This window comes from Coprococcus sp. RTP21204st1_G4_RTP21204_210225 (genome assembly GCF_040915385.1).
Lineage (GTDB): Bacteria > Bacillota > Clostridia > Lachnospirales > Lachnospiraceae > Allocoprococcus > Allocoprococcus comes.
In genome coordinates, this window is sequence record NZ_JBCPDP010000010.1 from 47,183 (window position 1) to 70,028 (window position 22,846).

At 42.4% G+C, this 22,846-nt stretch carries 16 protein-coding genes and 1 other annotated feature; of the genes, 15 read left to right on the top strand and 1 reads right to left on the bottom strand.

All coding sequences use genetic code 11. The annotated features are described in order from the left end of the window. Positions 1-8 precede the first annotated feature (8 nt). The 15 genes from AB5213_RS10640 (at position 9) to AB5213_RS10710 (ending at position 20,262) form a co-directional block, all read left to right on the top strand. Positions 9-872, top strand: a complete 864-nt coding sequence (locus AB5213_RS10640; RefSeq protein ID WP_215634194.1) for a 4Fe-4S binding protein — start codon at positions 9-11, stop codon at positions 870-872. A gap of 3 nt (positions 873-875) precedes the next feature. After that, entirely contained in the window at positions 876-1,274 is a 399-nt protein-coding gene (locus AB5213_RS10645; RefSeq protein ID WP_368276675.1) for a NusG domain II-containing protein, read from the top strand. Between the two features lie 14 nt (positions 1,275-1,288). Then, entirely contained in the window at positions 1,289-1,804 is a 516-nt protein-coding gene (locus tag AB5213_RS10650; protein ID WP_215634177.1) for a Gx transporter family protein, read from the top strand. Positions 1,805-1,872: 68 nt separating this feature from the next. Then, a complete protein-coding gene (locus AB5213_RS10655; RefSeq protein WP_215634178.1) occupies positions 1,873-7,002 on the top strand; it encodes a penicillin-binding Tp47 domain C-containing protein in 5,130 nt (1,709 codons plus the stop codon). A gap of 63 nt (positions 7,003-7,065) precedes the next feature. Further along, positions 7,066-7,548 carry a Na+/H+ antiporter NhaC family protein gene (locus tag AB5213_RS10660; RefSeq protein ID WP_215634179.1) on the top strand — a complete coding sequence of 161 codons (483 nt, stop codon included), beginning with the start codon at positions 7,066-7,068 and terminating at the stop codon, positions 7,546-7,548. A gap of 35 nt (positions 7,549-7,583) precedes the next feature. After that, entirely contained in the window at positions 7,584-9,182 is a 1,599-nt protein-coding gene (locus AB5213_RS10665) for a response regulator (protein WP_055156077.1), read from the top strand. Further along, the gene (locus AB5213_RS10670; protein WP_055247690.1) at positions 9,179-10,960 is read left to right on the top strand and encodes a sensor histidine kinase; all 1,782 of its coding nucleotides are present in this window, start codon (positions 9,179-9,181) and stop codon (positions 10,958-10,960) included. Before AB5213_RS10665 ends, AB5213_RS10670 begins: the two co-directional genes overlap by 4 nt. Next, entirely contained in the window at positions 10,950-12,239 is a 1,290-nt protein-coding gene (locus tag AB5213_RS10675; RefSeq protein ID WP_227084714.1) for an ABC transporter substrate-binding protein, read from the top strand. Before AB5213_RS10670 ends, AB5213_RS10675 begins: the two co-directional genes overlap by 11 nt. A gap of 162 nt (positions 12,240-12,401) precedes the next feature. Next, positions 12,402-13,721 carry an ABC transporter substrate-binding protein gene (locus AB5213_RS10680; RefSeq protein ID WP_055156079.1) on the top strand — a complete coding sequence of 440 codons (1,320 nt, stop codon included), beginning with the start codon at positions 12,402-12,404 and terminating at the stop codon, positions 13,719-13,721. 190 nt (positions 13,722-13,911) lie between these two features. Further along, positions 13,912-14,763 carry a carbohydrate ABC transporter permease gene (locus AB5213_RS10685; RefSeq protein ID WP_055156080.1) on the top strand — a complete coding sequence of 284 codons (852 nt, stop codon included), beginning with the start codon at positions 13,912-13,914 and terminating at the stop codon, positions 14,761-14,763. Beyond that, positions 14,763-15,605 carry a carbohydrate ABC transporter permease gene (locus AB5213_RS10690; protein ID WP_022220784.1) on the top strand — a complete coding sequence of 281 codons (843 nt, stop codon included), beginning with the start codon at positions 14,763-14,765 and terminating at the stop codon, positions 15,603-15,605. Before AB5213_RS10685 ends, AB5213_RS10690 begins: the two co-directional genes overlap by 1 nt. 130 nt (positions 15,606-15,735) lie before the next feature. After that, positions 15,736-17,139, top strand: a complete 1,404-nt coding sequence (locus AB5213_RS10695; protein ID WP_008373201.1) for a sodium:alanine symporter family protein — start codon at positions 15,736-15,738, stop codon at positions 17,137-17,139. A gap of 137 nt (positions 17,140-17,276) precedes the next feature. Then, positions 17,277-17,531 (top strand) — a binding site (T-box leader). Positions 17,532-17,910: 379 nt separating this feature from the next. Next, a complete protein-coding gene (tyrS, locus tag AB5213_RS10700) occupies positions 17,911-19,134 on the top strand; it encodes a tyrosine--tRNA ligase (protein ID WP_055156081.1) in 1,224 nt (407 codons plus the stop codon). 12 nt (positions 19,135-19,146) lie between these two features. Beyond that, on the top strand, positions 19,147-19,656 hold the full coding sequence (locus AB5213_RS10705; protein WP_055156082.1) for a flavin reductase family protein: 510 nt from the start codon (positions 19,147-19,149) through the stop codon (positions 19,654-19,656). Positions 19,657-19,659: 3 nt separating this feature from the next. Next, positions 19,660-20,262 (top strand): nucleoside triphosphate pyrophosphatase, encoded by a 603-nt coding sequence (locus tag AB5213_RS10710; RefSeq protein ID WP_055156083.1) that lies wholly within the window; start codon positions 19,660-19,662, stop codon positions 20,260-20,262. A 91-nt stretch (positions 20,263-20,353) separates the two neighbouring features. Here AB5213_RS10710 and AB5213_RS10715 read toward each other — a convergent pair whose 3' ends face one another. Further along, positions 20,354-22,741: a glycoside hydrolase family 2 TIM barrel-domain containing protein gene (locus AB5213_RS10715; protein WP_195548673.1), complete on the bottom strand. Its 2,388-nt coding sequence runs from the start codon at positions 22,739-22,741 to the stop codon at positions 20,354-20,356. Positions 22,742-22,846: the final 105 nt, after the last annotated feature.

Genomic DNA, 22,846 nt, shown 5'->3' on the forward strand with positions numbered 1-22,846 from the left:
TGAAAAAGATGGATATTCATAATTTAACGGCGAAAGATATAAAAAAATTACATATATGGCTGAGAGCATTGATCCAGGTACTTTATTTTCTGTTTATCCCATCTGTGTATACAGCGGCATTTGCCGGAGTGAAATACATCTTTACACAGATCGGTGCAGGCGAAAAGGTTGCCGTGACCTCTTTCGTGACAGTACTGGTTGTGATCTGCATTTATACGATCCTGTTCGGAAGATTCTTCTGCGGATTTGCCTGTGCATTCGGTACGCTGGGAGACGGCGTGCATGCACTCTATGTGTGGATCTGTAAAAAAATGAAAAAGAAACCGCTTCAGATCGCAGAAGCGTGGACAGAAAAGCTCTGTTATCTGAAATATATTGTACTGGCACTGATTTCAATCCTGTGCTTTACAGGCGTCTACAGCAAAGCAAAAGGAACCAGCCCGTGGGATGTATTTTCCATGCTCCATGCAGGCAACTTTAAGCTTGGCGGATATCTGGTGGGACTCGTTCTTCTGGTTCTGATCCTCGTGGGAATGTGTTTTGAAGAACGGTTTTTCTGCAGAAATTTCTGTCCGATGGGAGCTGTGTTTTCCCTGCTTCCGGTCCTTCCGTTTTTCGCACTTCACAGAGACCGGAAAAACTGCATCAAAGGATGTAAGGCATGTACAAAGAAATGTCCTTCTAACATTGGACTTCCGGAAGATGGATCTCCGAAGGTAGAAGGGGACTGTTTCCAGTGTCAGAAATGTATCGATACCTGTCCGAAAGGAAATATTCATACCGGAGTAAAAGGACTTTGTGGAAATGAATTCTGGTTTACGATTTTGCGGGCAGTAATCTTACTGATTCTTCTACTCTGGCTGGGTGTATAGAAGATGAAGAAGAAAGATCTGATACTTGGAGCAGGAATTATTGTGATTGCGCTTGCGATGCTGCTTGTGATGCAGCTGACGAGAGGGGAAGAAGGAAATCAGATCCGGGTTACGCTGGATGGGAAAATCTATGGAACGTATTCCTTGTCGAAGGATCAGACCATCGAAGTAAAGGACGGCGATTTTTATAACCGGATCCGGATCGAAGACGGAAAGGTGTATATGGAAGAGGCAAACTGCCCGGATGGATACTGTGAAGAGCAGGGAAAGATCAGCGGGCATACACAGACGATCGTCTGTCTGCCACATAAGCTCGTAGTAGAGGTTCTGGAAAATGAGAATGACCAGAGCTTTGGAACTTCAGATCCGGAAGATGTAGCTCCGGATACGATTGCAAAATGATAAAGGAAAAATAGATGAATAAAAACAAAAAACTTGCCAATATGGCAATGCTGGTTGCGCTGGCGATGATATTCAGTTATGTGGAAAGCTTAATACCAATCAATTTCGGGATACCGGGAATGAAGCTCGGAGTTGCCAATCTGGTGACAGTGACCGGGCTGTACTTTCTGGAATTTCCGGAAGTATTTCTGGTGGTAGTTATGCGAATCCTGCTGACCGGCTTTTTATTTGGAAATGGAATGTCGATCGTTTACAGCCTGGCAGGAGGAATCTTAAGCTTTCTGGTCATGGCGCTGATGAAGAGGCTGAAAGGATTTTCCGTAGCCGGAGTCAGTATCGCCGGAGGCGTGTCACACAATATCGGTCAGATCATTGTGGCATCAGTTGTGGTAGAGAATCTGAAACTGATCTATTATCTTCCGGCACTTCTGATCGCCGGTACAGTGACCGGATTTGTGATGGGAATGATAAGTAAAAAGTTGCTTCCGATCGTAAAAAGAGAATCTGAGAGAGAGGCGCAGATAGGTTAATTTTTTTTAATTATGGGTTAGTATAAACTAACTTAATAATAAATTTTATCAACAACAAGGAGGTAATTATGGGAAAGGGAACAATTAAGACAAAAGCTATGACGATGGCTGTGGCAATGTCGATGGTAGCTGGACTTTGTCCGTCGACGGTGTTTGCGGCATCGGAAAACGAAGTTGCAGCAGATGGAACTTATACGAAAACGGCGCATGTAACAAGAATAGAATCTATAGATTCGGATGATGAATGGAATGAATATGATGTAGAGGTAAGTCTTACAGTAAAAAATGGAAAATTTGCAGATATTACTGTAACACCAGGAGAAGGATATGATTCTGGAAATAGCAGTTACTTTAATAAAGCTTATAATAAATCAAAAGGAATCAAGACGCTGCTTGAAGGAAAAGATGCGACAGAAGATGTAGTGAATAGCTGGAAAACAGATGGTACAGATGCGGTAAGTGGTGCTACACGTACAGCAACAGCAGTTAAAGTAGCTGCACTTGCGGCAATTCAGTCCGCACCAACAGCTTCAACTGAAATAACAGTAGATACATCTGCTCTTGAAAATGCAATTTCAACAGCAGAAGGCTTAAGTAAGGACGCATACACAGAAGCAAGCTGGACAGCAATGCAGGAAAAGTTAACAGCAGCAAAAGAAGCTCTTACAGCAAAAGAATCACAATCCGTAGTAGATACAGCAGCAGATACTTTAACAAAAGCAATTGATGCACTTGTGTCGAAAACACCAGACGTACAGAATGAAGTCTATGTATTAATGAACATCCCATATGCCGATTTCTATAAAGCAGACGGTGTCGCAGGCGCAGATACTGTTTCATCAGCAACAAAGCAGAAAACCAGAGCATCCCTTGCAGCAGGTTCTTATCATGTGAACAGTGATGGTTCTGATATTACCGGTGTAACATTTCCGGTTAAGATCAGTGATGCATCTGTATTAGAAAAATATACACAGGTTACTGATAAAAGTGAAGTTACGATTACAACAAATATTAAAGGAAAAGAAAATACTGTTACATATAAAGGACAAGATGCATTATTTGAAAGCGAAAGCTATTCTTATTACACATTAAGTGATACACCGTCATACTATAAAGAGGCAACTGTAAATGAGGATGGAAGCCTCAGCTTTAGCGAAGTAAAGGGAGAAGAGCCGACAACTTTGACAAATGCGAAAACTGAATTTTCTACGTCATCAAAATATGGTGATTACCAGTTAGATATTACGAGTGAGGATCTGAAAAATGTGAATACTGTATATGGTGTAGTGGTCAGCACAAAAGAAGGAAGCAGTTATGGACTTCGCCATGTGGAAAATATCTGGAAGAAAACAAAACTTGCATGGAGTACTGGATTTGTAACAGAATCCCATGGGAACACACTGGATTCCAAAGATTATGCTGCCATGATGGGACAGACGATCAATAAAGTAACTTACTACACAGATCAGGGTATTTATGAAATTCCGATGGATCAGCAAGTTGCAAAGAAATTTGACGGAGAAGTATCAGTAGCAGATGTATCTGTGAAATCAGAAAAAACAGCTATAACGGTAAGTGGGCTTCCAAATGATTTTGAAGAAGAATATAAAATTGATGGAATCGATGAAGATGCATATTCTGTTGAGATCAAATCAGATGGCAAGACAACTACAAGAACAATTAATTTTAAGAAAGCACTTGCAAAAGGCAGATATACAGTTACGCTTAGCGATAAGAATGGAAATTATGTACCGATTTCAACGACTTTTAATGTTTACACAGAGACAACGCCGGTAAAATATAATGAGAATGACAAAGATCCGGCTGTGGTGAAAGCGGATGGTGTTGATGAAGAAGAATTCCAGACATATTTAAAAAATATTACATCCGTAACTGTGAATGGAAAAGAATATGCGGCTTCCGGGAAAAAAGCAGTAAAACTGATCACAGAAGACGGAAAACTGGATCTTTCACAGGATGCATTTAAAGATGCAAAAGCAGGAGAGGGATTTGCCGTAACAATTGCAGAAGACGGTTATCAGACATACACATTTACTTATAAAGTGCCGGAAGAAGACAGTAAATATTCTTATGTTTATGTTGGTATGAGCTGGTCTGAATACTGGGCAAATGAAGGTGTCTATGCAGCAGGTGATACAGAATCCTCTGCTGATGTAGATTCACGTAATGAGTATGACAAGGGTGCTTTTGATGCAGTAACAAGAGCGACTGCAAATCATGGATTACATCGAGGAAGTTTCCAGTGCAGCGCAGTTATTGAAGATACAAATGGAAACGAATATGATCTTGCATACTGGAATGCAGATGGAAAAGCTGTAATGACAGACGGAAGTGTTTATACGAGATCAACCAATGAAGATAAAAAAGCAGTATTTACAGCTGAAGACGGAAGCTCATTTATCCAGGCTGATTATAAAGTGACAGGTATCAAATATGTTCCGGTCAAAGTAAAGACAGCAGATCTGAATGCATTAAGAAAAAAATATGCAGTTGTGGAAAACGGAGGCACATTAAGTGGAGGATTCTCTGAAAATCAGCTCCAGTCATACACAGCAATTGCAGATGTAACCCCAAATACAAATGGTCTTAAGACAGCAGAAAAGCAGGAAGATGGTTCTTTCACATTTTCAGCAAGAACAACAGGATCTTATTCTGGATTAAAGGATACACAGCTTGCAACTGCTGATGTTACTCCGGATGTCAAAGCAGGAGATAAAGTTGGAAGCTATGGAGAATTCATCCGTGTAGATTTTAATGGAAATTATGGCGGACTTGGTTCTGCGATGCAGGCTGTTGAATGGACATACTATGGAAATGATGATACTTATACAAATCCGGTAAGAGTATTTGGAACAAAATTTGCATCAGATAACTGGATGCATAAATCAATGGGGATCCAGCTTGGACTTACTGATTCTTTAAGATGCCAGCTGCCGGAAAATACGAATGGAACCGGTTACTGGAAGATTACTATCTATGGACTTGGTTATGCTGATTACAGCTATAATTTTGAGGTTGGAACAGAGAATATTGCCACATTAAAAACAGCAAGTGCAGAAGAAATAGCGGCATTGCAGGCAAAGATCGATGAAGCAAAAGCCTTGAATCGATTTGCGTATACTACTGATAGCTGGAAAAAGATGCAGGATGAACTGGAAGAATCAGAAGTTCTCCTTAAGTCAGAAAATCCATTGAAGTCAGAAGTAAACGAACAGGTTAAACATCTGACAGATGCAATTGACTCTCTTGTGACAGTGCAATATGTTCTCATGAACATCCCATACGCAGAATTCTACAAAGCTGAAACAACAGGTAATGATATTGCGGTAGATGCATTTACTTCTGCGACAAAGAACAAGACCAGAACCAAAGGCCTTGCAGGTGGATCATACCATGAAAATGCAGATGGATCCAAGATTGATGGTATCACTTATGCTGTAAAAGTAGACCCTTCGGTAGATCTTTCAAAATACAAAGAAGTGAAAGACGGTGATTCCGTAGAAATTACAGTTACAAACAGAGGACAGACAACTACCACAACACTGACTGGAAAAGACACATTATTTGAAAATGCATCTTATGCATACTATCCACTTACAGAAGCACCGGCAAACTATAAAGAAGTTTCTGTCGATGCAGATGGAAATCTTGTGTTCAGTGAAGTAAAAGGTCAGGAAGCAACGAAAGTAGAAGGAGTTACAGCTGAACTTTTAACCGAAACATCTTATGGAGATTATGAGCTTGATCTTGATGGACTTCCAGAAGAAATCAAATCAGATAATGTAAATGCAGTTGTAGTAAAGACAACAGACGGAACCGCTTATGGTATGCGTCATCTGGAAAATATCTGGAGAGGTAATGAAATTGCATGGAGTACCGGATTTACTAGTGAAGTACATGGTTGCCCGACATCATCTGAACATTACAAATCTATGATGGGCAAGACCATTGACAGCATTGAGTATTATACAACAAATGGGGTGTATACAATGGATATCGCAGATATCTATGTTCCTGTAAAATCAGAAACTACAAAATCAGAAGTTGCAGATGCAGACATTGCAGCAGGCAAGACTACAATCAATGTACAGCTTCCAGATGGATTTGATCCGGAATACAGTGTGGATGGACTGGATGTGTCGGTAGAAGGTAATGTACTGACTTTTAAAGCAGCGACAGAGAGCAGAGCAGCAGCTTCTGTAAAACCTGGAAAATATACACTTACTATTAAAGATAAGAAGAACAAATATGCAGATGTTGTTACAACATTTACATTGACAACAAAAGATATGCCTGCAGCATATGATGCAGAGAACAAGAAACTTGTAGAGGCAGAAGGATTTGACACAGATGCGCTTAAAGCTTATCTTGGAAATATTACTTCTGTAAATGTAAATGGTAAAGATTATGCAGCAAGTGGAAGAGGCTCCGTAGTTATTATCAATAAGGATGGTACGATCAAGACAGATGCAGATCCGTTTAAGGATGCGGTAGCTGGAACGGAATTCCAGATTACAGTAGCTTCAACAGGTTATACAACTCCTCTTACATTTACTTACAAGATAGCAGAGACTCCGGCACCGGCAGAGGTTGATACAACAGCACTGGAAGCTGCAATTGCAGAAGCTGATAACCTTAAAGAAGCAGACTACACAGCAGACAGCTGGGCTGCATACCAGGCAGCACTTCAGAATGCACGCACTGTATTGGAAGCAAAGGAAAGTCAGGAAGCAGTCAATCAGGCACTTTCTACTTTGAATGCAGCAAAAGATGCACTGGTTAAAGCTGAAGAAGAACCGGTTGCAATCAATACTGCTTCTCTTGAAAAAGCAATTGCAGATGCAAAAGCGCTTAAAGAAGCAGACTACACAGCAGAAAGCTGGAAAGCACTGCAGAGCGCACTTTCAGATGCCCGGAAAGCACTGGAAGCGAAAGAAAGCCAGGAAGCAGTAGATAATGCAACAAATAGCCTGAACAAAGCGATCAAAGCACTTGTAAAGAAAGGCAGCTCATCTGTAAAGAAGACAGATGGTACAACCAATGGATCCAAGACAAGCGGAAGCGATTCTGTAAAAACAGGAGATCCGGCAAGTGTACTTGGCTGGATTGGACTTGCAGTTTCTTCGCTCGGAGCAGGTATGGGCGGCTTTGCCTGGAAACGCAGAAAAAGAAAATAAGACTACACGATAATTTGTAAAAAAGAATCAAATTAGAATAAGAATCAGAAAGCTGACAGACAGATGAGAAAAAATACATTTGTCTGCCAGCTTTTTTTTATAGGAGATTCCGAAGGAACTGCAGATTATGTAATTTCTATTACAGAAAGCTGGATGACACCGACGATCCTTATGACATTGACTTTTGTAGTATCTGCTTTTATTGCATTCTTTACAGGAACTTCATGGGGAACCTATGCGATTGTTACACCAATCTGTGTACAGATGGCTCTGAATATATCTGGTGGAGCTTTAACACCGGTCGTATATGCTGCAATAGCAGCTGTAATGGGTGGAGGATGCTTTGGAGATCATTGTTCACCGCTTTCTGATACCACGATTTTATCATCACTTGCAACCGGATCTGATCATATCGATCATGTAACGGCTTTTTTTAATTTCTTGCTATTTTTTTCCCCGAAATGTATAATTTTTGGTAAAAGTATGATTTTTTGCATCAAAAGTATAGTTTTTGATAAATTCTTTATCATGTCTTATCTAAAATAAGAAGTAGGAAGATTATCAGGAATGGGGAAAATGGTATGAAATTATTAAAACTTGTGATTGTAGATGACGAACCAATCCTTCTGCAGGGACTGGTTAAGACGTACAACTGGAATGAGATGGGATTCGAAGTTGCCGGTCAGGCACAGAGTGGGGAGCAGGCAATCGAAGTGATCAAAAAAGTGAAGCCCCATGTCGTACTGACGGATATCCGGATGAAACAGGTTTCCGGTCTGATGGTGATGGAAGAGATCCAGAAGACAGAGCTGGATCCGGTTTTTATTGTGCTCAGTGCGTACCGTGATTTTAATTATGCACAGCAGGCGTGTGATCTTGGTGCATATGCATATCTGCTGAAACCAATCGAGGAAGATAAACTGCAGGAGACCATGCAGGGCGCATACCAGACCTGTATGGAGAAACTGGAGAGCGAAGAACGTTATGAAAGCTGGGAAAATATGATCCGAAAAGATTCCACCAGTTTTCTCCAGGTTGTTGTACAGAAATATTTACAGAATAAAATTTCCTATGAAAAGGTGCAGGAAGTATTTGCGATCTTGAAAGATGTGATCGAAGAGGGCGACCGTTTTATTGCAATGTGTGTGGATCTTGATCTTACATATAAGATTACGGATGCACTGAATTACGAAGCAGCCAGGCTGGAATTGATACAATCTCTGGAAGAAATGTTTTCAGAGCGGTATTTTTTCTGGCATTTTGAAAAGGCAGAAGGTTGTCATGTATTTCTGATCAAGACAAAGGAAAATGCGACAGTGCGCGAGATTGCGCAGATTCTGGAACAGGTTAAAGGGGAACAGAAAAGTCCGGTTACTGCATCGATTTCCAAACCGTATAAAGGACTGGATGGAATCCGCCGAAGTTACGAAGAGGCGCAGGGACTTTTCGAGCCAATCTGCAGCAATGCCACAAATGAGAATACTTTTCCCATACCTGTGAAAAAGGAAGAAAAAGCGGCAAAAAGTGATTGTGAAGAGGCAGGACTTACGATCGTCAATGCTGTTCGGAAGAATACGTTTAAAGAGTTAAAACAGGCTTTTATTGTGTTGATCTACGCACTTCCACATGAGGAAGAGTTACAGATCCGTTATATACATAAGGTTATGCTGCAAGCGGAGATGATGCTGAACGATACTTACGGAATGACGGAAAAACTGCAGAAACAGTTCCGAAATTATTATTCGAATATGGAGAGTCTGACAGCAGCACAGGCGGTAGATGTCAGTTATAGGATCCTCGGAGAAGCAATTGAGGAACGGGAAAAATATGCAGAAAGCGGAGAAAATAAATGTGCAAAGGAATATATGACAGTGGCACTTTCTTATATCGGTGAGCATTTGCAGGAGGAAGAACTTTCTATTGTTCAGGTGGCAACGCAGATTTATCTGAATCCGGTATATTTCGGGCGTGTATTTAAAAATACATTTCATATGACCTTTAAAAAGTATCTCTTACAGCAGAGAATGGAGAAAGCAAAGAGGCTGATCCAGGATGGATGTGAGAGTATAGGAACGGTATGTGAGCAGGTGGGAATCAGCAATGCATCCTATTTTTCACATTTATTTAAAGAATATACAGGAAAATTACCGAGTGAATACAAAAAGGATTACGAAGAATGAAGAAATGGGTGATTAAATCCGGAATACAGAGAAAATACCTTCGATATATAATGGGGCTGTTGTTGCTGGCAATTTTGCTGTCAAGCATCGGTGTTTGGATTTATGTAAGGCAGAGTTTGACCACAGAGGTTACAGATAAATATGAATTTTTAAATGAGAAGATGGGGCTGGCTCTGGATACACTGTCAAAAGAGGCGGATGAAGGGACAGCAGAATGTATTACTTACGATCAGGTTCAGGAAAGTCTGAAAAAAGCTTCATTTGCAGATGTGGAAAAGAACTCTCTTCAGAAATATTTTGCCTATATGAATCTGGATCATGTGGCAGAATACTGCTATGTGGATAATAAAAATAATGTTTATGCCAGATCCTACTCGCATATTGATTATGAAGATTTTTCAGACAGCCATCTGGAAGATTACATGGGAGATTCTTATGCGAAAACACAATGGTTCTGGGCGAAGGATACTCTGTTTGGGACGGAGAAAGAAGCATTGTTTATCGGAAGATATGTACACAGCATGGAATACGCCAGCAAACCAGGACTGCTGCTCATCAAGATGAATGACGGCTTTCTGGAAACGATACTTGGAAAGGATCGGAGTATGACAGATGAAGTGCAGATCGGAATTCTGGATAAGAAGGGAAATTTATGCGCTGCCTGGTGCCCGAAAGGGACGAAGATTTCGGATGCGGTAAAACAGGAAGTCTATAAGATCAGCGCACAGGAAACGAGTGGTATTCTTGCAAAAAGCCGGAGAGTGAGCGGTGGTGTCTGCTCCATTTACAAAGAAAGCAGCTCTGAAATGACGGTGTTCACAGTCGTTCCGTCGAGTGTAATGACGCAGGGAACGATGAGGGTACTTACGGTGCTGATCGGGATTTATCTGTTTGTGGCAGTGGTAGCGGTTGTGATCAGTATCTATTTTTCCAAGCGGTTCACCAGTCCGATCCGGGAGATCAGTGAAGAGATGACACAGTTTGACGGAAATGATTTCAGTCGCCTGATTGAACTGAATACCAATACAGAATTGGATCAGATCGGACATTCCTACAATAAGATGCTAAAAAATATTGAGAATCTTCTGGCAGAGATCAAAGAACAGGAAGGGGTGCTCAGACGGACGGAGTTGAACATGCTTCTGGCACAGATCAACCCACATTTCCTTTATAATACGCTGGATACAATTTACATGCTTGCGCGGATAAACGGAGAAGAGACAACCATGAAGATGATTCAGGCACTTTCCAAATATCTGCGTCTGTCACTCAGCAAGGGCAGTGATATCGCGACGGTGGAGGACGAACTGGAAAATGTAAAGAGTTATATGGAAATCCAACAGATCCGGAATGCAAATCTGTTCCGGTATGAGATTGAGTGTAAGGTGGAAGAGAAGAGTACGTGGATGCTGAAGCTGATCTTGCAGCCACTTGTCGAGAACGCGATCAAGCACGGATTCTGCGAAATTTATGAGAATGGTCTGATCCGGATTGAGATTGCGAGGGAGGATAGCCAGCTGAAAATCGTGGTATTCAATAATGGGAAGCCGATTGACCGGGAAATGATGGAAAAGATCAATGCCTTAAACGGGCATCCGATTCTGGAGGCGAAAAAATGCTTCCAGGATAAGGAACACGGATATGGAGTGGTGAATGTACTGACCAGACTGCGGCTGAAATATGGAGAGGATGTGCTGTTTTACTATGAGGCAGAAGAAAATGGAACTCGGTGTACAATCCAAATTCCGGATGACGGAAAGGAGAAACGTGATTTATAGAAAATATTTGCAATCGGTGTTTTGTATCGCACTGGTTCTGACAGTGCTGACCGGATGTGGTAAAAATACGGGGCAGACAAGCCGGAGCACAGAAAAAAAAGAGATTGATATTCCGATCATTCTGACGGTAGATCCGACTTCCGGCAAGAAAACGGAACAGGATGTCGTTGATGCGTTTAATGAAGAATATGCCGGTACGTATCATATGCAAGTGGAATGGATCATGGAGACGGAAGAGGAATACCGAAAAAATCTGAAACGGTTAAATGTCACAGACGAGCTTCCGGCTGTGATCTATGATGTGCGCACCCTGCCGTCCTTTTATCAGATGATGGTTGCGGATGGACGGATCGAGAATCTGAGTCCGTATCTGGAAGAGGATGAAGAGTGGAGGAATATGATCGAACCGGCGGTGATGGAAGGCTGTACGGATGAGGATGGCAATATCTATCTTGGACCGATCAGTACGGCGGCATTTGCGTGCGCCGGCATGTTTTGGAATCCGGAGCTTTTTGCGGAAGCAGGGATTGAGAAATTCCCGGAGACATGGGAAGAATTCTGGGACTGCTGTGACCGGCTGCAGGCAAACGGAATCACACCGCTTGGACTTCACACTGAAGGAACCGGCTGGGCGCCGATGCTGATTGCAACAGCAGAGGCAGCACACACGGAAGAAGGCTATGCATTTATGAAAGAGCTTCTCCCAGAAAGCTATTCCAATGATACCGGTCTTGAAATTGCAGAAACCTTGCAGAAATTGTTTCGGTATACAACAGAAGATGCAATTCATGCTGACTACGATGTGGCATACAATAATTTTGTCGCAGGAAAGGTGGCAATGATCCCGAACGGATACTGGATGATCGACCAGTTGCCGGAAGAATGGAAAGAAAAGGTAAGATTTTCCGCATTTCCGGGAAATAAACTGATTGCCTCACCGGAAACCTTTGGCTGGGCGGTGGTTTCCACTTACAGCGAGGAGGTCAAAGAAGGAGCGGTTGAATTTTTGAAATTTCGCACGAAATTCAATCTGGAAGAGAAAAAAGAGCTGATGGACAAGAACGGACGCACTGAAATCAGCCAGCTCCTTCAGGATTATGTAAATGCCTACAATAACAATCCGCAGATCGTTCCGAACTATCAGGTGAAATGGAACTCCATCCTTCAGGAAGAGACGATCGGGGAGTGCCTGCCACAGCTTGCCGCCGGGAAAATGACGCTTGCGCAGATGGTGGAGACTGCCGATGAAAGTATCCGGGAGTATGCGGCAGAGAGGTAGGAGAAGACGGCTGTTGGCGTCCCTTTATCAATAACAAATTTTTTACATACCCAAAAGTATATTTTTTGGTATATGAGGTTTTCTATTTGCTACATCTTTTGCACGGATTCTTGCTATTATCTAAGCATAGAAAAGAAATCCAGACGAGGAGGAACGGAAATTATGAAAAACAAAAAAAGATGGCTGGCACTGGGGCTGGTAGGAATCATGACACTTGGATGCTTTGCAGGATGTGGAAGCAAGAGCGATGGCAAGAGTGCAGACGGTAAAGGGGACAGCAGCAAAGGATCTGTATATTATCTGAACTTCAAACCGGAGCAGGATGAGCAGTGGCAGCAGCTGGCAAAGGATTACACAAAAGAGACAGGTGTAGATGTAACGGTTGTTACAGCAGCTTCCGGAAACTATGAAACCACTCTGATGAGTGAAATGGGAAAGAGCGGAGCACCAACATTATTCCAGGTAAACGGACCTGTAGGACTTGCAAACTGGAAAGATTATTGCTACGACTTATCAGATTCTGATATTTACAAAGAACTCACAAGTGATGATTATGCACTGAAAGACGGAGATTCTGTAGCGGGTATCGGATATGTTATTGAAACATACGGAATTATCACAAATAAGACATTATTAAAAGAAGCAGGATATACACCGGATGACATCAAATCTTTTGCAGATCTGAAAAAAGTAGCAGAAGACATTACAAATAGAACTTCTGAACTTGGATTTTCTGCATTTACTTCAGCAGGTATGGACGGATCTTCTGACTGGAGATTCAAGACACACCTTGCAAACCTTCCGATCTACTTTGAATATCAGGATGAAGGAATTAACACAACAGATGCAATCAAAGGCACATATCTTGACAATTATCGCGATATGTGGGATCTGTACATCAACAACAGCACATGCGATCCAAAGGATCTTGCTGCAAAGACAGGTGACGATGCAAGAAATGAATTCCTGAATAAAAAAGCTGTATTCTATCAGAATGGTACATGGGAATATACACAGCTGATCGATGGCGGTCTGACAGATGATGACATGACCATGCTTCCGGTTTACTTTGGTGTAGGCGATGAAGCAAACCAGGGACTCTGCACAGGTACAGAAAATTACTGGTGCGTAAATAAAGACGCAGACGAAGCTGATATTCAGGCTACATTAGATTTTATGGACTGGTGTGTAACTTCAGATGAAGGAACAAAATGTATGGCAGACGATATGGGATTCAACATTCCGTTTAAGAAAGCTCAGGAATCTAAGAATCTCTTTATCAAAGAAGACAAACAGATGACCGAAGACGGAAAGACTCCGGTAGCATGGAACTTCTCAACAATGCCTTCAGAAGAGTGGAAAAATGGTGTTGGATCTGCACTGACAGCTTATGCGGCAGATCAGACAGATGCTAACTGGGATGCAGTAGTAAGTGCATTCGTAGATGGATGGGCATCTGAATACAAGCTTGCAAATGAATAAATAAGTTGCATAAAAAGAACTGACCTAGGGGCAGGCGGCTTGCCTGCCCCTTTTAAGTGAGAGGAGAGCCTGTACGAAGCGGGTTTTCTGGATATGGGAACCTACGTTTTTCCATATAAAAATAAAAAGTGAAATGAGAGCCACCTGGTAGGAAGATCCTTCCGGGCAAAAGGAAAAGAGGAGGATTTCTATGGAGAAGGCACTGAAAAAACATGCACCAATATTTGTTCTCCCAACATTTCTTGCATTTGTGATCGGATTTATTATTCCGTTTGCACAGGGATTTTATCTTTCTTTTTGTAAGTTTACAACAGTAGGAAATGCAACATTTGTTGGAATATCAAATTATACCGCAGCAATCAAGGATACATCATTTACAAGTTCATTTAAATTTACAGTATTATTTGCGATTGTATCGATCTTACTGATCAACGTACTGGCATTTGGTCTGGCACTGCTTCTGACACAGAAGTTAAAGGGAACCAATATTTTCAGAACTATTTTCTTTATGCCGAACCTGATTGGTGGAATCGTACTTGGATATATCTGGCAGATCCTGATCAACTGTCTGCTTACGATCATCGGACAGCCGCTTCTGGCACTGAATTCTTCAGCCGGTTACTGGGGACTTATCATTTTGATGTGCTGGCAGCAGATCGGATATATGATGATCATTTACATCGCAGGTCTTCAGAATGTACCGGATGATCTGATCGAAGCAGCAGAGATTGACGGAGCAGCAAAGTGGGATATCCTCTGGAAAATCAGAGTTCCGATGGTAATGTCTTCCATCACGATCTGCGTCTTCCTGACACTTACCAATTCATTTAAATTGTTTGACCAGAACCTGGCTCTTACAGGTGGAGATCCGAACCATGCGACAGAAATGCTGGCACTGAATATTTACCAGACATTCTACGCACGTGCCGGAATGCAGTGGAAAGGTTATGGACAGGCAAAAGCAGTGATCTTCTGTGTTCTGGTTATCATTATTTCACTGGTACAGCTGAAAGCAACAAGATCTAAGGAGGTGCAGCAGTAATGAAAAAGAAGAAAAGTATTGCAAATACAATATGGATAGTTATATTAACAATTGCGGCACTCGCCTGGATTTATCCGATCATTATGATCCTGATGAACTCTTTGAAAAAAGAATCAGCGATCAGTACAGGAACTGCATTTAAACTTCCGACTGCAGATGCATTTGCAGGAATCGCAAACTATGTAGATGCCGTTGCTTCAAAAGGATTTTTGAGCAGTCTTGGATACAGTACATTTATTACGATTACTTCTGTAGTTGCTATTCTTGTATGTTGCTCCATGTGTGCATGGTATATAACCCGTGTAAATAGTCCGATTTCAAAGATTTTATATTATCTGTTTGTATTTTCCATGGTTGTTCCTTTCCAGATGGTTATGTTCACCTTGTCACAGACAGCAGATACCTTACATCTGAATATGCCATGGAATATCTGGGTGATCTATCTCGGATTTGGCGCAGGTCTTGCGGTATTTATGTTCTGCGGATTTGTAAAATCGATTCCTGTAGAAATCGAAGAAGCTGCCATGATCGACGGATGTAATCCGCTGCAGACCTTCTTTTTGATCGATATCCATATCCTGAAGCCTACCATGATATCCGTAGGTATTCTGGAAGCAATGTGGGTATGGAATGATTACCTGCTTCCAACTCTTGTACTTGATATTAAGAAGTATAAAACAATCCCAATGCTGATCCAGTATTTCCGCGGAAGTTACGGAAGAGTTGAAATGGGACCGATGATGGCAAGCATTATGCTTACAGTAATCCCAATCATCATTGTATATCTGGCAGGACAGAAGTACATCATCAAGGGTGTTGCTGCCGGAGCTGTAAAGGGATAGAAAAATATAGTATAAATTTGGCGGACAGGCGTTGCTTGTCCGCTTTTAAATAGAAAAAGCTTGCAAATTTTGAGAGTTTCCGTTAAGATATAGCGAAAATGGTAGAAAACATTGAGAAAGGAAAGAAGGTATGTTTCAGACGATTATTGGGGCGGTCAGTTCATTTATGTACAGCAAACTTCTGGTGATTATTCTGATCGGTGCAGGTTTATATTTTACAATCCGGACAAGATTTCCACAGGTGCGTTTATTTGAGAGAGCTTGTGAGTCCGTGATGGAGAAGCCGGACGACAAAGAGGCAATCTCATCATTCCAGGCGCTTATGGTTTCAACGGCATCGAGAGTAGGAACGGGAAATATTGTCGGGGTGTCATCGGCAATTTGTATTGGGGGATTTGGTTCTGTATTCTGGATGTGGGTGATTGCGATCATTGGAAGTGCGTCTGCACTGATTGAAAGTACGCTGGCACAGATTTACAAGAAAAAGGGAGAGGATGGGAAATGCTATGGTGGTCCGGCTTATTATATCGAGGCGGCGCTGCATTGCAGACCACTGGCGATCGTGTTTTGTATTGCCATGATCCTGACTTATGCATTTGGATTCAATATGCTGGCATCCTACAATCTGCAGTCTACATTTTCCGGATTTTCTTTTTATGATCCGAAGGTAAGCCCATGGATCATTGGTGGGATTCTGGCAGTTCTGACCGGATGGTGTTTGCTTGGCGGTGGAAGCCGTATTGTAAAGGTGACATCGACGCTTGTGCCGGTGATGGGACTTGCATATATCGGTATGGCGCTGATTGTGGTTATCATCAATATCCGCAATGTGCCGGAAATGTTCCTGCGTATTTTTGAGGAAGCGTTTGATTTCAAGGCGATTTTCGGAGCGTTTGCGGGTTCTGCTATGATGCAGGGTATCCGCCGTGGGCTTTATTCCAACGAAGCCGGAATCGGTTCGGCACCGAATGCATCTGCTTCTGCAAATGTCAGCCATCCGGTCAAACAGGGACTGGTTCAGATGCTGTCTGTCTTTATCGACACACTTCTTCTTTGCACGGCAACGGCGATGATGTGTATGTCGTCTGGCATTGATCCAACCAGGGAGATGCAGGGGGCACCGTGGGTTCAGGCATCTCTTCAGGAATCCCTGGGAGCATTTGGTCCGGTATTTATAACGGTGGCTATGGTATTTTTTGCGTTTACAACATTGCTTGGAAACTGTTTCTATTGCGACAATCTTCTGACCTATATCCATAAAAAGGAACCGGGGAAAAAATTTATGCGCGGATTCCGCCTGGTATCTGCATTTGTTGTATTTCTAGGGGCAGGTATGGAAATGTCGCTTTTGTGGGATCTTTCCGATGTACTGATGGGTGTGATGGCACTGATCAATATTCCGGTGATCCTGATTTTGTCCGGGACGGCATTTAAGGCAATCCGGGATTATGAGGATCAGTTGAAGCGGGGAGTTAATCCGGTGTTTAAAAGTGCAGATATTGAGCTGGAGCAGAAGACGGATTTCTGGAATTAGGGAATCTGCGAGAGTGGTTCGGAAAATGATGGAAGGCTGTGAATTGGATTTGACAAAAGTTGTTTTGTGATAATTTGGCGTGAAATCCGGCTTGACAAATTTTGAAGGATACGGTAGTATGACAAAAGAAGAGAAAATTACAGACTATGAAGAGAACAAGTAGCAGATGACAAGGCTCAGACAGAAAGTAACCGGTTGATGAGAGGTGCACGAAGAGTCAGATGTGAATACATCTTGGAGTTTCACACCGAACGCACGGAAGCGCAAGTAAGCTGTGACGGAGTGGCGGACGTTATACCTGCTACGGTAATGTTAGTTACTGACTGAGGCATTCGGTGCGAGCCGGATGTGAATTAAGGTGGTACCACGAGAGAATATACCTCGTCCTTAAAGGCTGATTGGCCGGAGGACGAGGTTTTTTTATTGGAAAAATTGAAGGGGTTCAGGACGGACGCTATCCGGAATCTATTTCTATTTGTCTGCGGGTTCGGCAGCTGATACTTCTAAGGTTTTGTAAATTTGTTAAGGGCATGATTGAAAATCCATAACTCGCTGCGCTCAGACAGATGGATTTTCAATCATAACACAAATTCCCAAAACCTAAGAAGTATGAGCATCCGCCTGCACATGCAGTCAAATAGAAATGGTTTCCGGATGGCTGACATCCTTAAAAACTTCAAAGAGTTCCAGACAGGGACGCCTCCTTCTCCTGGCGGAGAAGATTGGCTGTGAGTAAGATATAGGTTTTGAAAAAGAAAGGAAAGATTAGAAATGGGTATTTATGAAGAGCTGCAGGCTAGAGGATTGATTGCACAGGTTACGGATGAGCCGTTAATTAGGGATCTGGTGAATAATGGGAAGGCTACGTTTTATATTGGGTTTGATCCGACGGCGGATAGTCTGCATGTTGGACATTTTATGGCATTGTGCCTGATGAAGAGACTGCAGGAGGCTGGCAATAAGCCGATTGCTTTGATCGGGGGCGGTACTGCTATGATCGGGGATCCGTCCGGTAGAACAGATATGCGTCAGATGATGACACCGGAGACAATCCAGCACAACTGTGATTGCTTTAAGAAGCAGATGAGCCGTTTTATTGATTTTTCAGACGGGAAAGCACTGATGGTTAATAATGCGGACTGGCTGATGGATCTGAATTATGTGGAAGTACTTCGTGAAGTCGGAGCACACTTCTCCGTAAACCGTATGCTGACAGCAGAATGCTACAAACAGCGTATGGAAAAGGGACTGAGCTTCCTTGAATTCAACTACATGATCATGCAGAGCTATGACTTCTATATGTTATACCAGAAATACGGATGTAACCTTCAGTTTGGTGGAGATGACCAGTGGAGCAACATGCTTGGTGGTACAGAACTGATCCGTCGTAAGCTTGGTAAGGATGCAAGTGCGATGACAATCACACTGCTTCTGAATTCAGAAGGAAAGAAGATGGGTAAGACACAGTCTGGAGCTGTATGGCTTGATCCGGAAAAGACTTCTCCGTTTGAATTCTACCAGTACTGGAGAAACGTGGCAGATGCAGATGTTCTCAAATGCCTGCGTATGCTGACATTCCTTCCGCTTGAGCAGATTGATGAGATGGATAAATGGGAAGGCGCACAGCTGAATACAGCAAAAGAAATCCTTGCATTTGAACTGACAAAGCTGGTTCACGGCGAAGAAGAAGCTACGAAGGCACAGGAAGGTGCACGTGCACTGTTCAGCTCAGGAAATGCAGCAGATATGCCGACAGCAGAGCTTTCTGATGAAGATTTCGCAGACGGGTCTGTCGATATCCTGACACTTCTTCATAAGAGCGGACTGGTTGCTTCCAAATCAGAAGGACGTCGTGCTGTACAGCAGGGCGGAGTTGCCGTTGACGGAGAAAAGGTTTCTGATATTTCAGCAACATTTGCAAAAGCAGACTTTGAAGGAGAAGGAAAAGTTGTAAGAAAAGGAAAGAAGAATTTCCGTAAAGTAATCGCAAAATAAGAGGACAGAAAAATGAGTTTTACAGAAATAAAAGCAGAAGAATTAAAGGATAATCCATTTGACCTGATCGGAAAACAGTGGATGCTGATCACAGCAGGAAATGAAGAAAAATGTAACACCATGACCGCAAGCTGGGGCGGTGTCGGAATCATGTGGGGAAAACCAACTGCAACAGCCTATATCCGTGATTCCCGTTATACAAAAGAATTTGTAGACAGAGAAGATTATTTTACACTGGCATTCTTTGGAGAAGAGCATAGAGAAGCGTTAAATCTCTGTGGAAGAGTCTCCGGAAGGGACGAAGATAAGATCAAAGAAGCCGGTCTGACACCATATTATGTAGATGGAACAGTTGCGTTTGAAGAAGCAAAAATGATCTTTGTATGCAAGAAGGTTTATGTACAGCGCATGGGAGAAGAAAATTTTGTTGAGAAAGCAAATCTTGACAAATGGTATGCTGACAAAGATATGCATAACATGTATATGGGAGAAATTAAGAAGATTCTTGTGAAAGAGGATTAGGCTATGTGTAGTAGGACACAGAAGCTGACTGTAGTTCTGGCCTCTGCATCACCGCGCAGGACAGAACTGCTGGAACAGGGAAATATAAAGCATGTAGTCATGCCGTCACACTGTGAGGAAGTAATTACATCCCAGGTTCCAAGCCAGGTTGTGGAAGAACTTTCTGTACAGAAAGCAGAAGATGTCTATCAGCAGTATGAAACGAAAAATACAGGAGATTTTCTGGTGATCGGCTCAGATACGGTGGTTGCAGCGGATGGAACGATTCTCGGAAAGCCAAAGGATAAAGAGCAGGCATATCAGATGATTTCCATGCTTCAGGGAAAAGCACATCAGGTTTACACCGGTGTTACGCTTCTGATAAAGAAGGATGGGAAAAAGATCCGGAAGACATTTCATGAATGCAGTGATGTGCATGTATATCCGATGAGCAAGGAAGAAATCAGGGAATATATTGCGACAGGAGAGCCGATGGACAAGGCAGGAGCCTATGGAATCCAAGGGGCATTTGGCGTGTATATCTGTGGGATTGAAGGTGATTATAATACGATCGTCGGACTTCCTCTTGCAAGGGTATATCAGGAAATGAAGAAATATATTTATTAGAAAATGGGATAAATGACCAGAAGGGAGAACGTCAGAACAGAAAAAGAGTTCTGATGTTCTCCTTTGGTTTTATTTAGAAATCTGTAGAGTTTTAACAGATATTTAGTGTGAGTTCCTGGGTGTCTAATCCTTTTCCGGATACTTTTACAGTGACAGTGCCTGGTTCATAGCCGGCCCGGATTACGGCTAAGGATTTGCCATAGAATGTCTTGAAAGTATCGTTGCAGAAGCTTTCTTCAACATTTGGTCTTGCAGAACCGTATCCCTGAAGTGTTGCAGGACCAGAGATTTCTATTTTCAGCTCCTGGTCGACAGAGGATTTTGTGATTCCATTTTCACCGATAAGATCGATATTAAGGAAGCAGAGATCCTGACCATTTGCACAGAGGTTTGTTGTTTCAGGAGTGAGTTTTATCGAAGTTTTTCCAGTGGCTGAGACAAGCGTGGTGCGGGCTGTTTCTTTTCCGGAGGAGTCGTAAGCAATGGCTTCGATTTTGCCGGCTTCATATGGAATTTTCCTGAATTTTGCAATATCTTTTTTCGGTTTCTTTTTACCTGCGCTTTTTCCATTGACAAGAAGTTCTATTTTGTCTGCATCTGAGTAGATTGTTACAGAAGCTTTTTTCCCTTCGCAGCCTTCCCATGACCAGCTTTCCACCGCATCTGTGACACGCCACATAGAAAGAGACTGGAAATAGTCTGTGCGGGTATAAGGGTCAACACCAATTGTTGGAGTTTTCTGTAATCCCCAGATGATCTTGCTCCATCCAACTTCCGGACGTTTTTTTCCACAGATATCAATGATACCGGCACCACCGGAAATAATAAGGCCCGGATCGGCATTTTGCTTCGTCTTTTTGTCTTTGTACTGAATGGTGCCAATGCCTGATTCACCAAGATAATCATATCCGGTCCACATAAAGTCGCCGGTCATGGTAGGAATCGATTTGACAAGCTGCCAGTTATCGTAAAGGGTCTGCGGGAGAGTTTCAGAGCCGGTTGTCGCCTGTTCCGGATGATTTCTGGCATCAATTTTATAGCGGCTGGATGCATAATTATATCCGGGAATATCGAAAATACCGGACATAATTTCAGCAATGGCAGTCGCTTTTTTTGTTTTGGCTGCTTTATTGATGAGTCCGCCCATTTTGTTCATCATGATATTGAAAAATTCAGAGGTCGGAGCGTTATCCAGTCCACCGGAACCACTGTCTTTGACTTTACCGTCTTCGTCCGTGCCATAAATACTTTTTTTACTTCCGGCCATGGTAGCAAGCATCAGATTGATCCCGGCTGTGACAGGTCTTGTATGATCTTTGGTATGGCAGAATTCAGTCATGATACGGGCCTGTTCCTGCCCGTCTGCAAGTCCAAGCTCTGTAATCTCGTTTCCAACAGAGTACATCACAACAGAAGAATGGTTATAGTCTTTTGAAATCATGGCAGCAATATCAGCTTTCCACCATTTGGAAAATGTTTCACCGGCGTAATCGTAAGGATTTTTCTTGATCAGCCACATATCAAAAGCTTCGTCAATAATGTACATACCAAGTTGATCGCATGCATCCAGCATTGCCTTTGAAATGGGATTGTGTGAAGAACGGATGGCATTAAATCCGGCTTCTTTTAAAATGCGTACCCGCCGACATTCAGCATCATGGAAGCCACAGGCACCGAGTACCCCATTATCATGATGGATGCAGGCACCCCGGAAAAGGACGGACTTGTTGTTTACAAGAAATCCATCTTTTCCCCAGGAAAGGGTACGGATTCCGAAAGAGGTTCTGGCAGTATCAATGGCAGTTCCATTTTGTAGAAGGGTTGCCTTGCAGGTATATAAATAAGGATCTTCGGCAGACCAGAGGTGTGCATCTGGGATGGTGATGGTGACATCTGTGCCTTCGGAAGATACGATTTTGCCAGTGTCATTGAAAATTTCCAGTACAATTTTTTCATCAGGCTGCATAACCGCGTCAGTAAAAATGTGGATTGTATTAAGATCAACAATCTGCACTTTTAACCCTTCCGGGCGGATATAAGAACTTCCGGAACGGTAAAGGTGCACTTCGCGGTAGATACCGGATCCGGAGTACCAACGGCTGTTCGGGACATCTGCGTTGTCTGCAACGACTTTCAGTTCATTTGTTCCGGCAATAACTTTTCCGGTGATGTCAACAAAAAAGTTTGTGTATCCGTAAGGATGTTCGGCAACCTGTCTGCCGTTTAAGAATACGGTTGCGTTTTGATAGACAGCCTCAAATTCTAAGATCAGAGTTTGTCTGGTTTCATTTTCCGAAAGATCGAAAATTTTAGTGTAAATATATTTGCCACCGGCAAAATAGGCACTTGCACTTGCGGTTTTATTCTCTTTTGAGCGCTCTTCACGGATCATGGCGTCATCTGGAAGATTGACATGAAGTATTTCATTGGATCCGTCTTTCTGTACGGTCCAGTCACGGTTGAAATCTGTTTTTTGCATAAGTTTTCCTCGCTTTTACTATTGAATAGAACAATTCGGTTAATTAGTGAGTGGTAAAAAATTTTGACATCCACATCATATGATATTATTATAAATGATATGAAA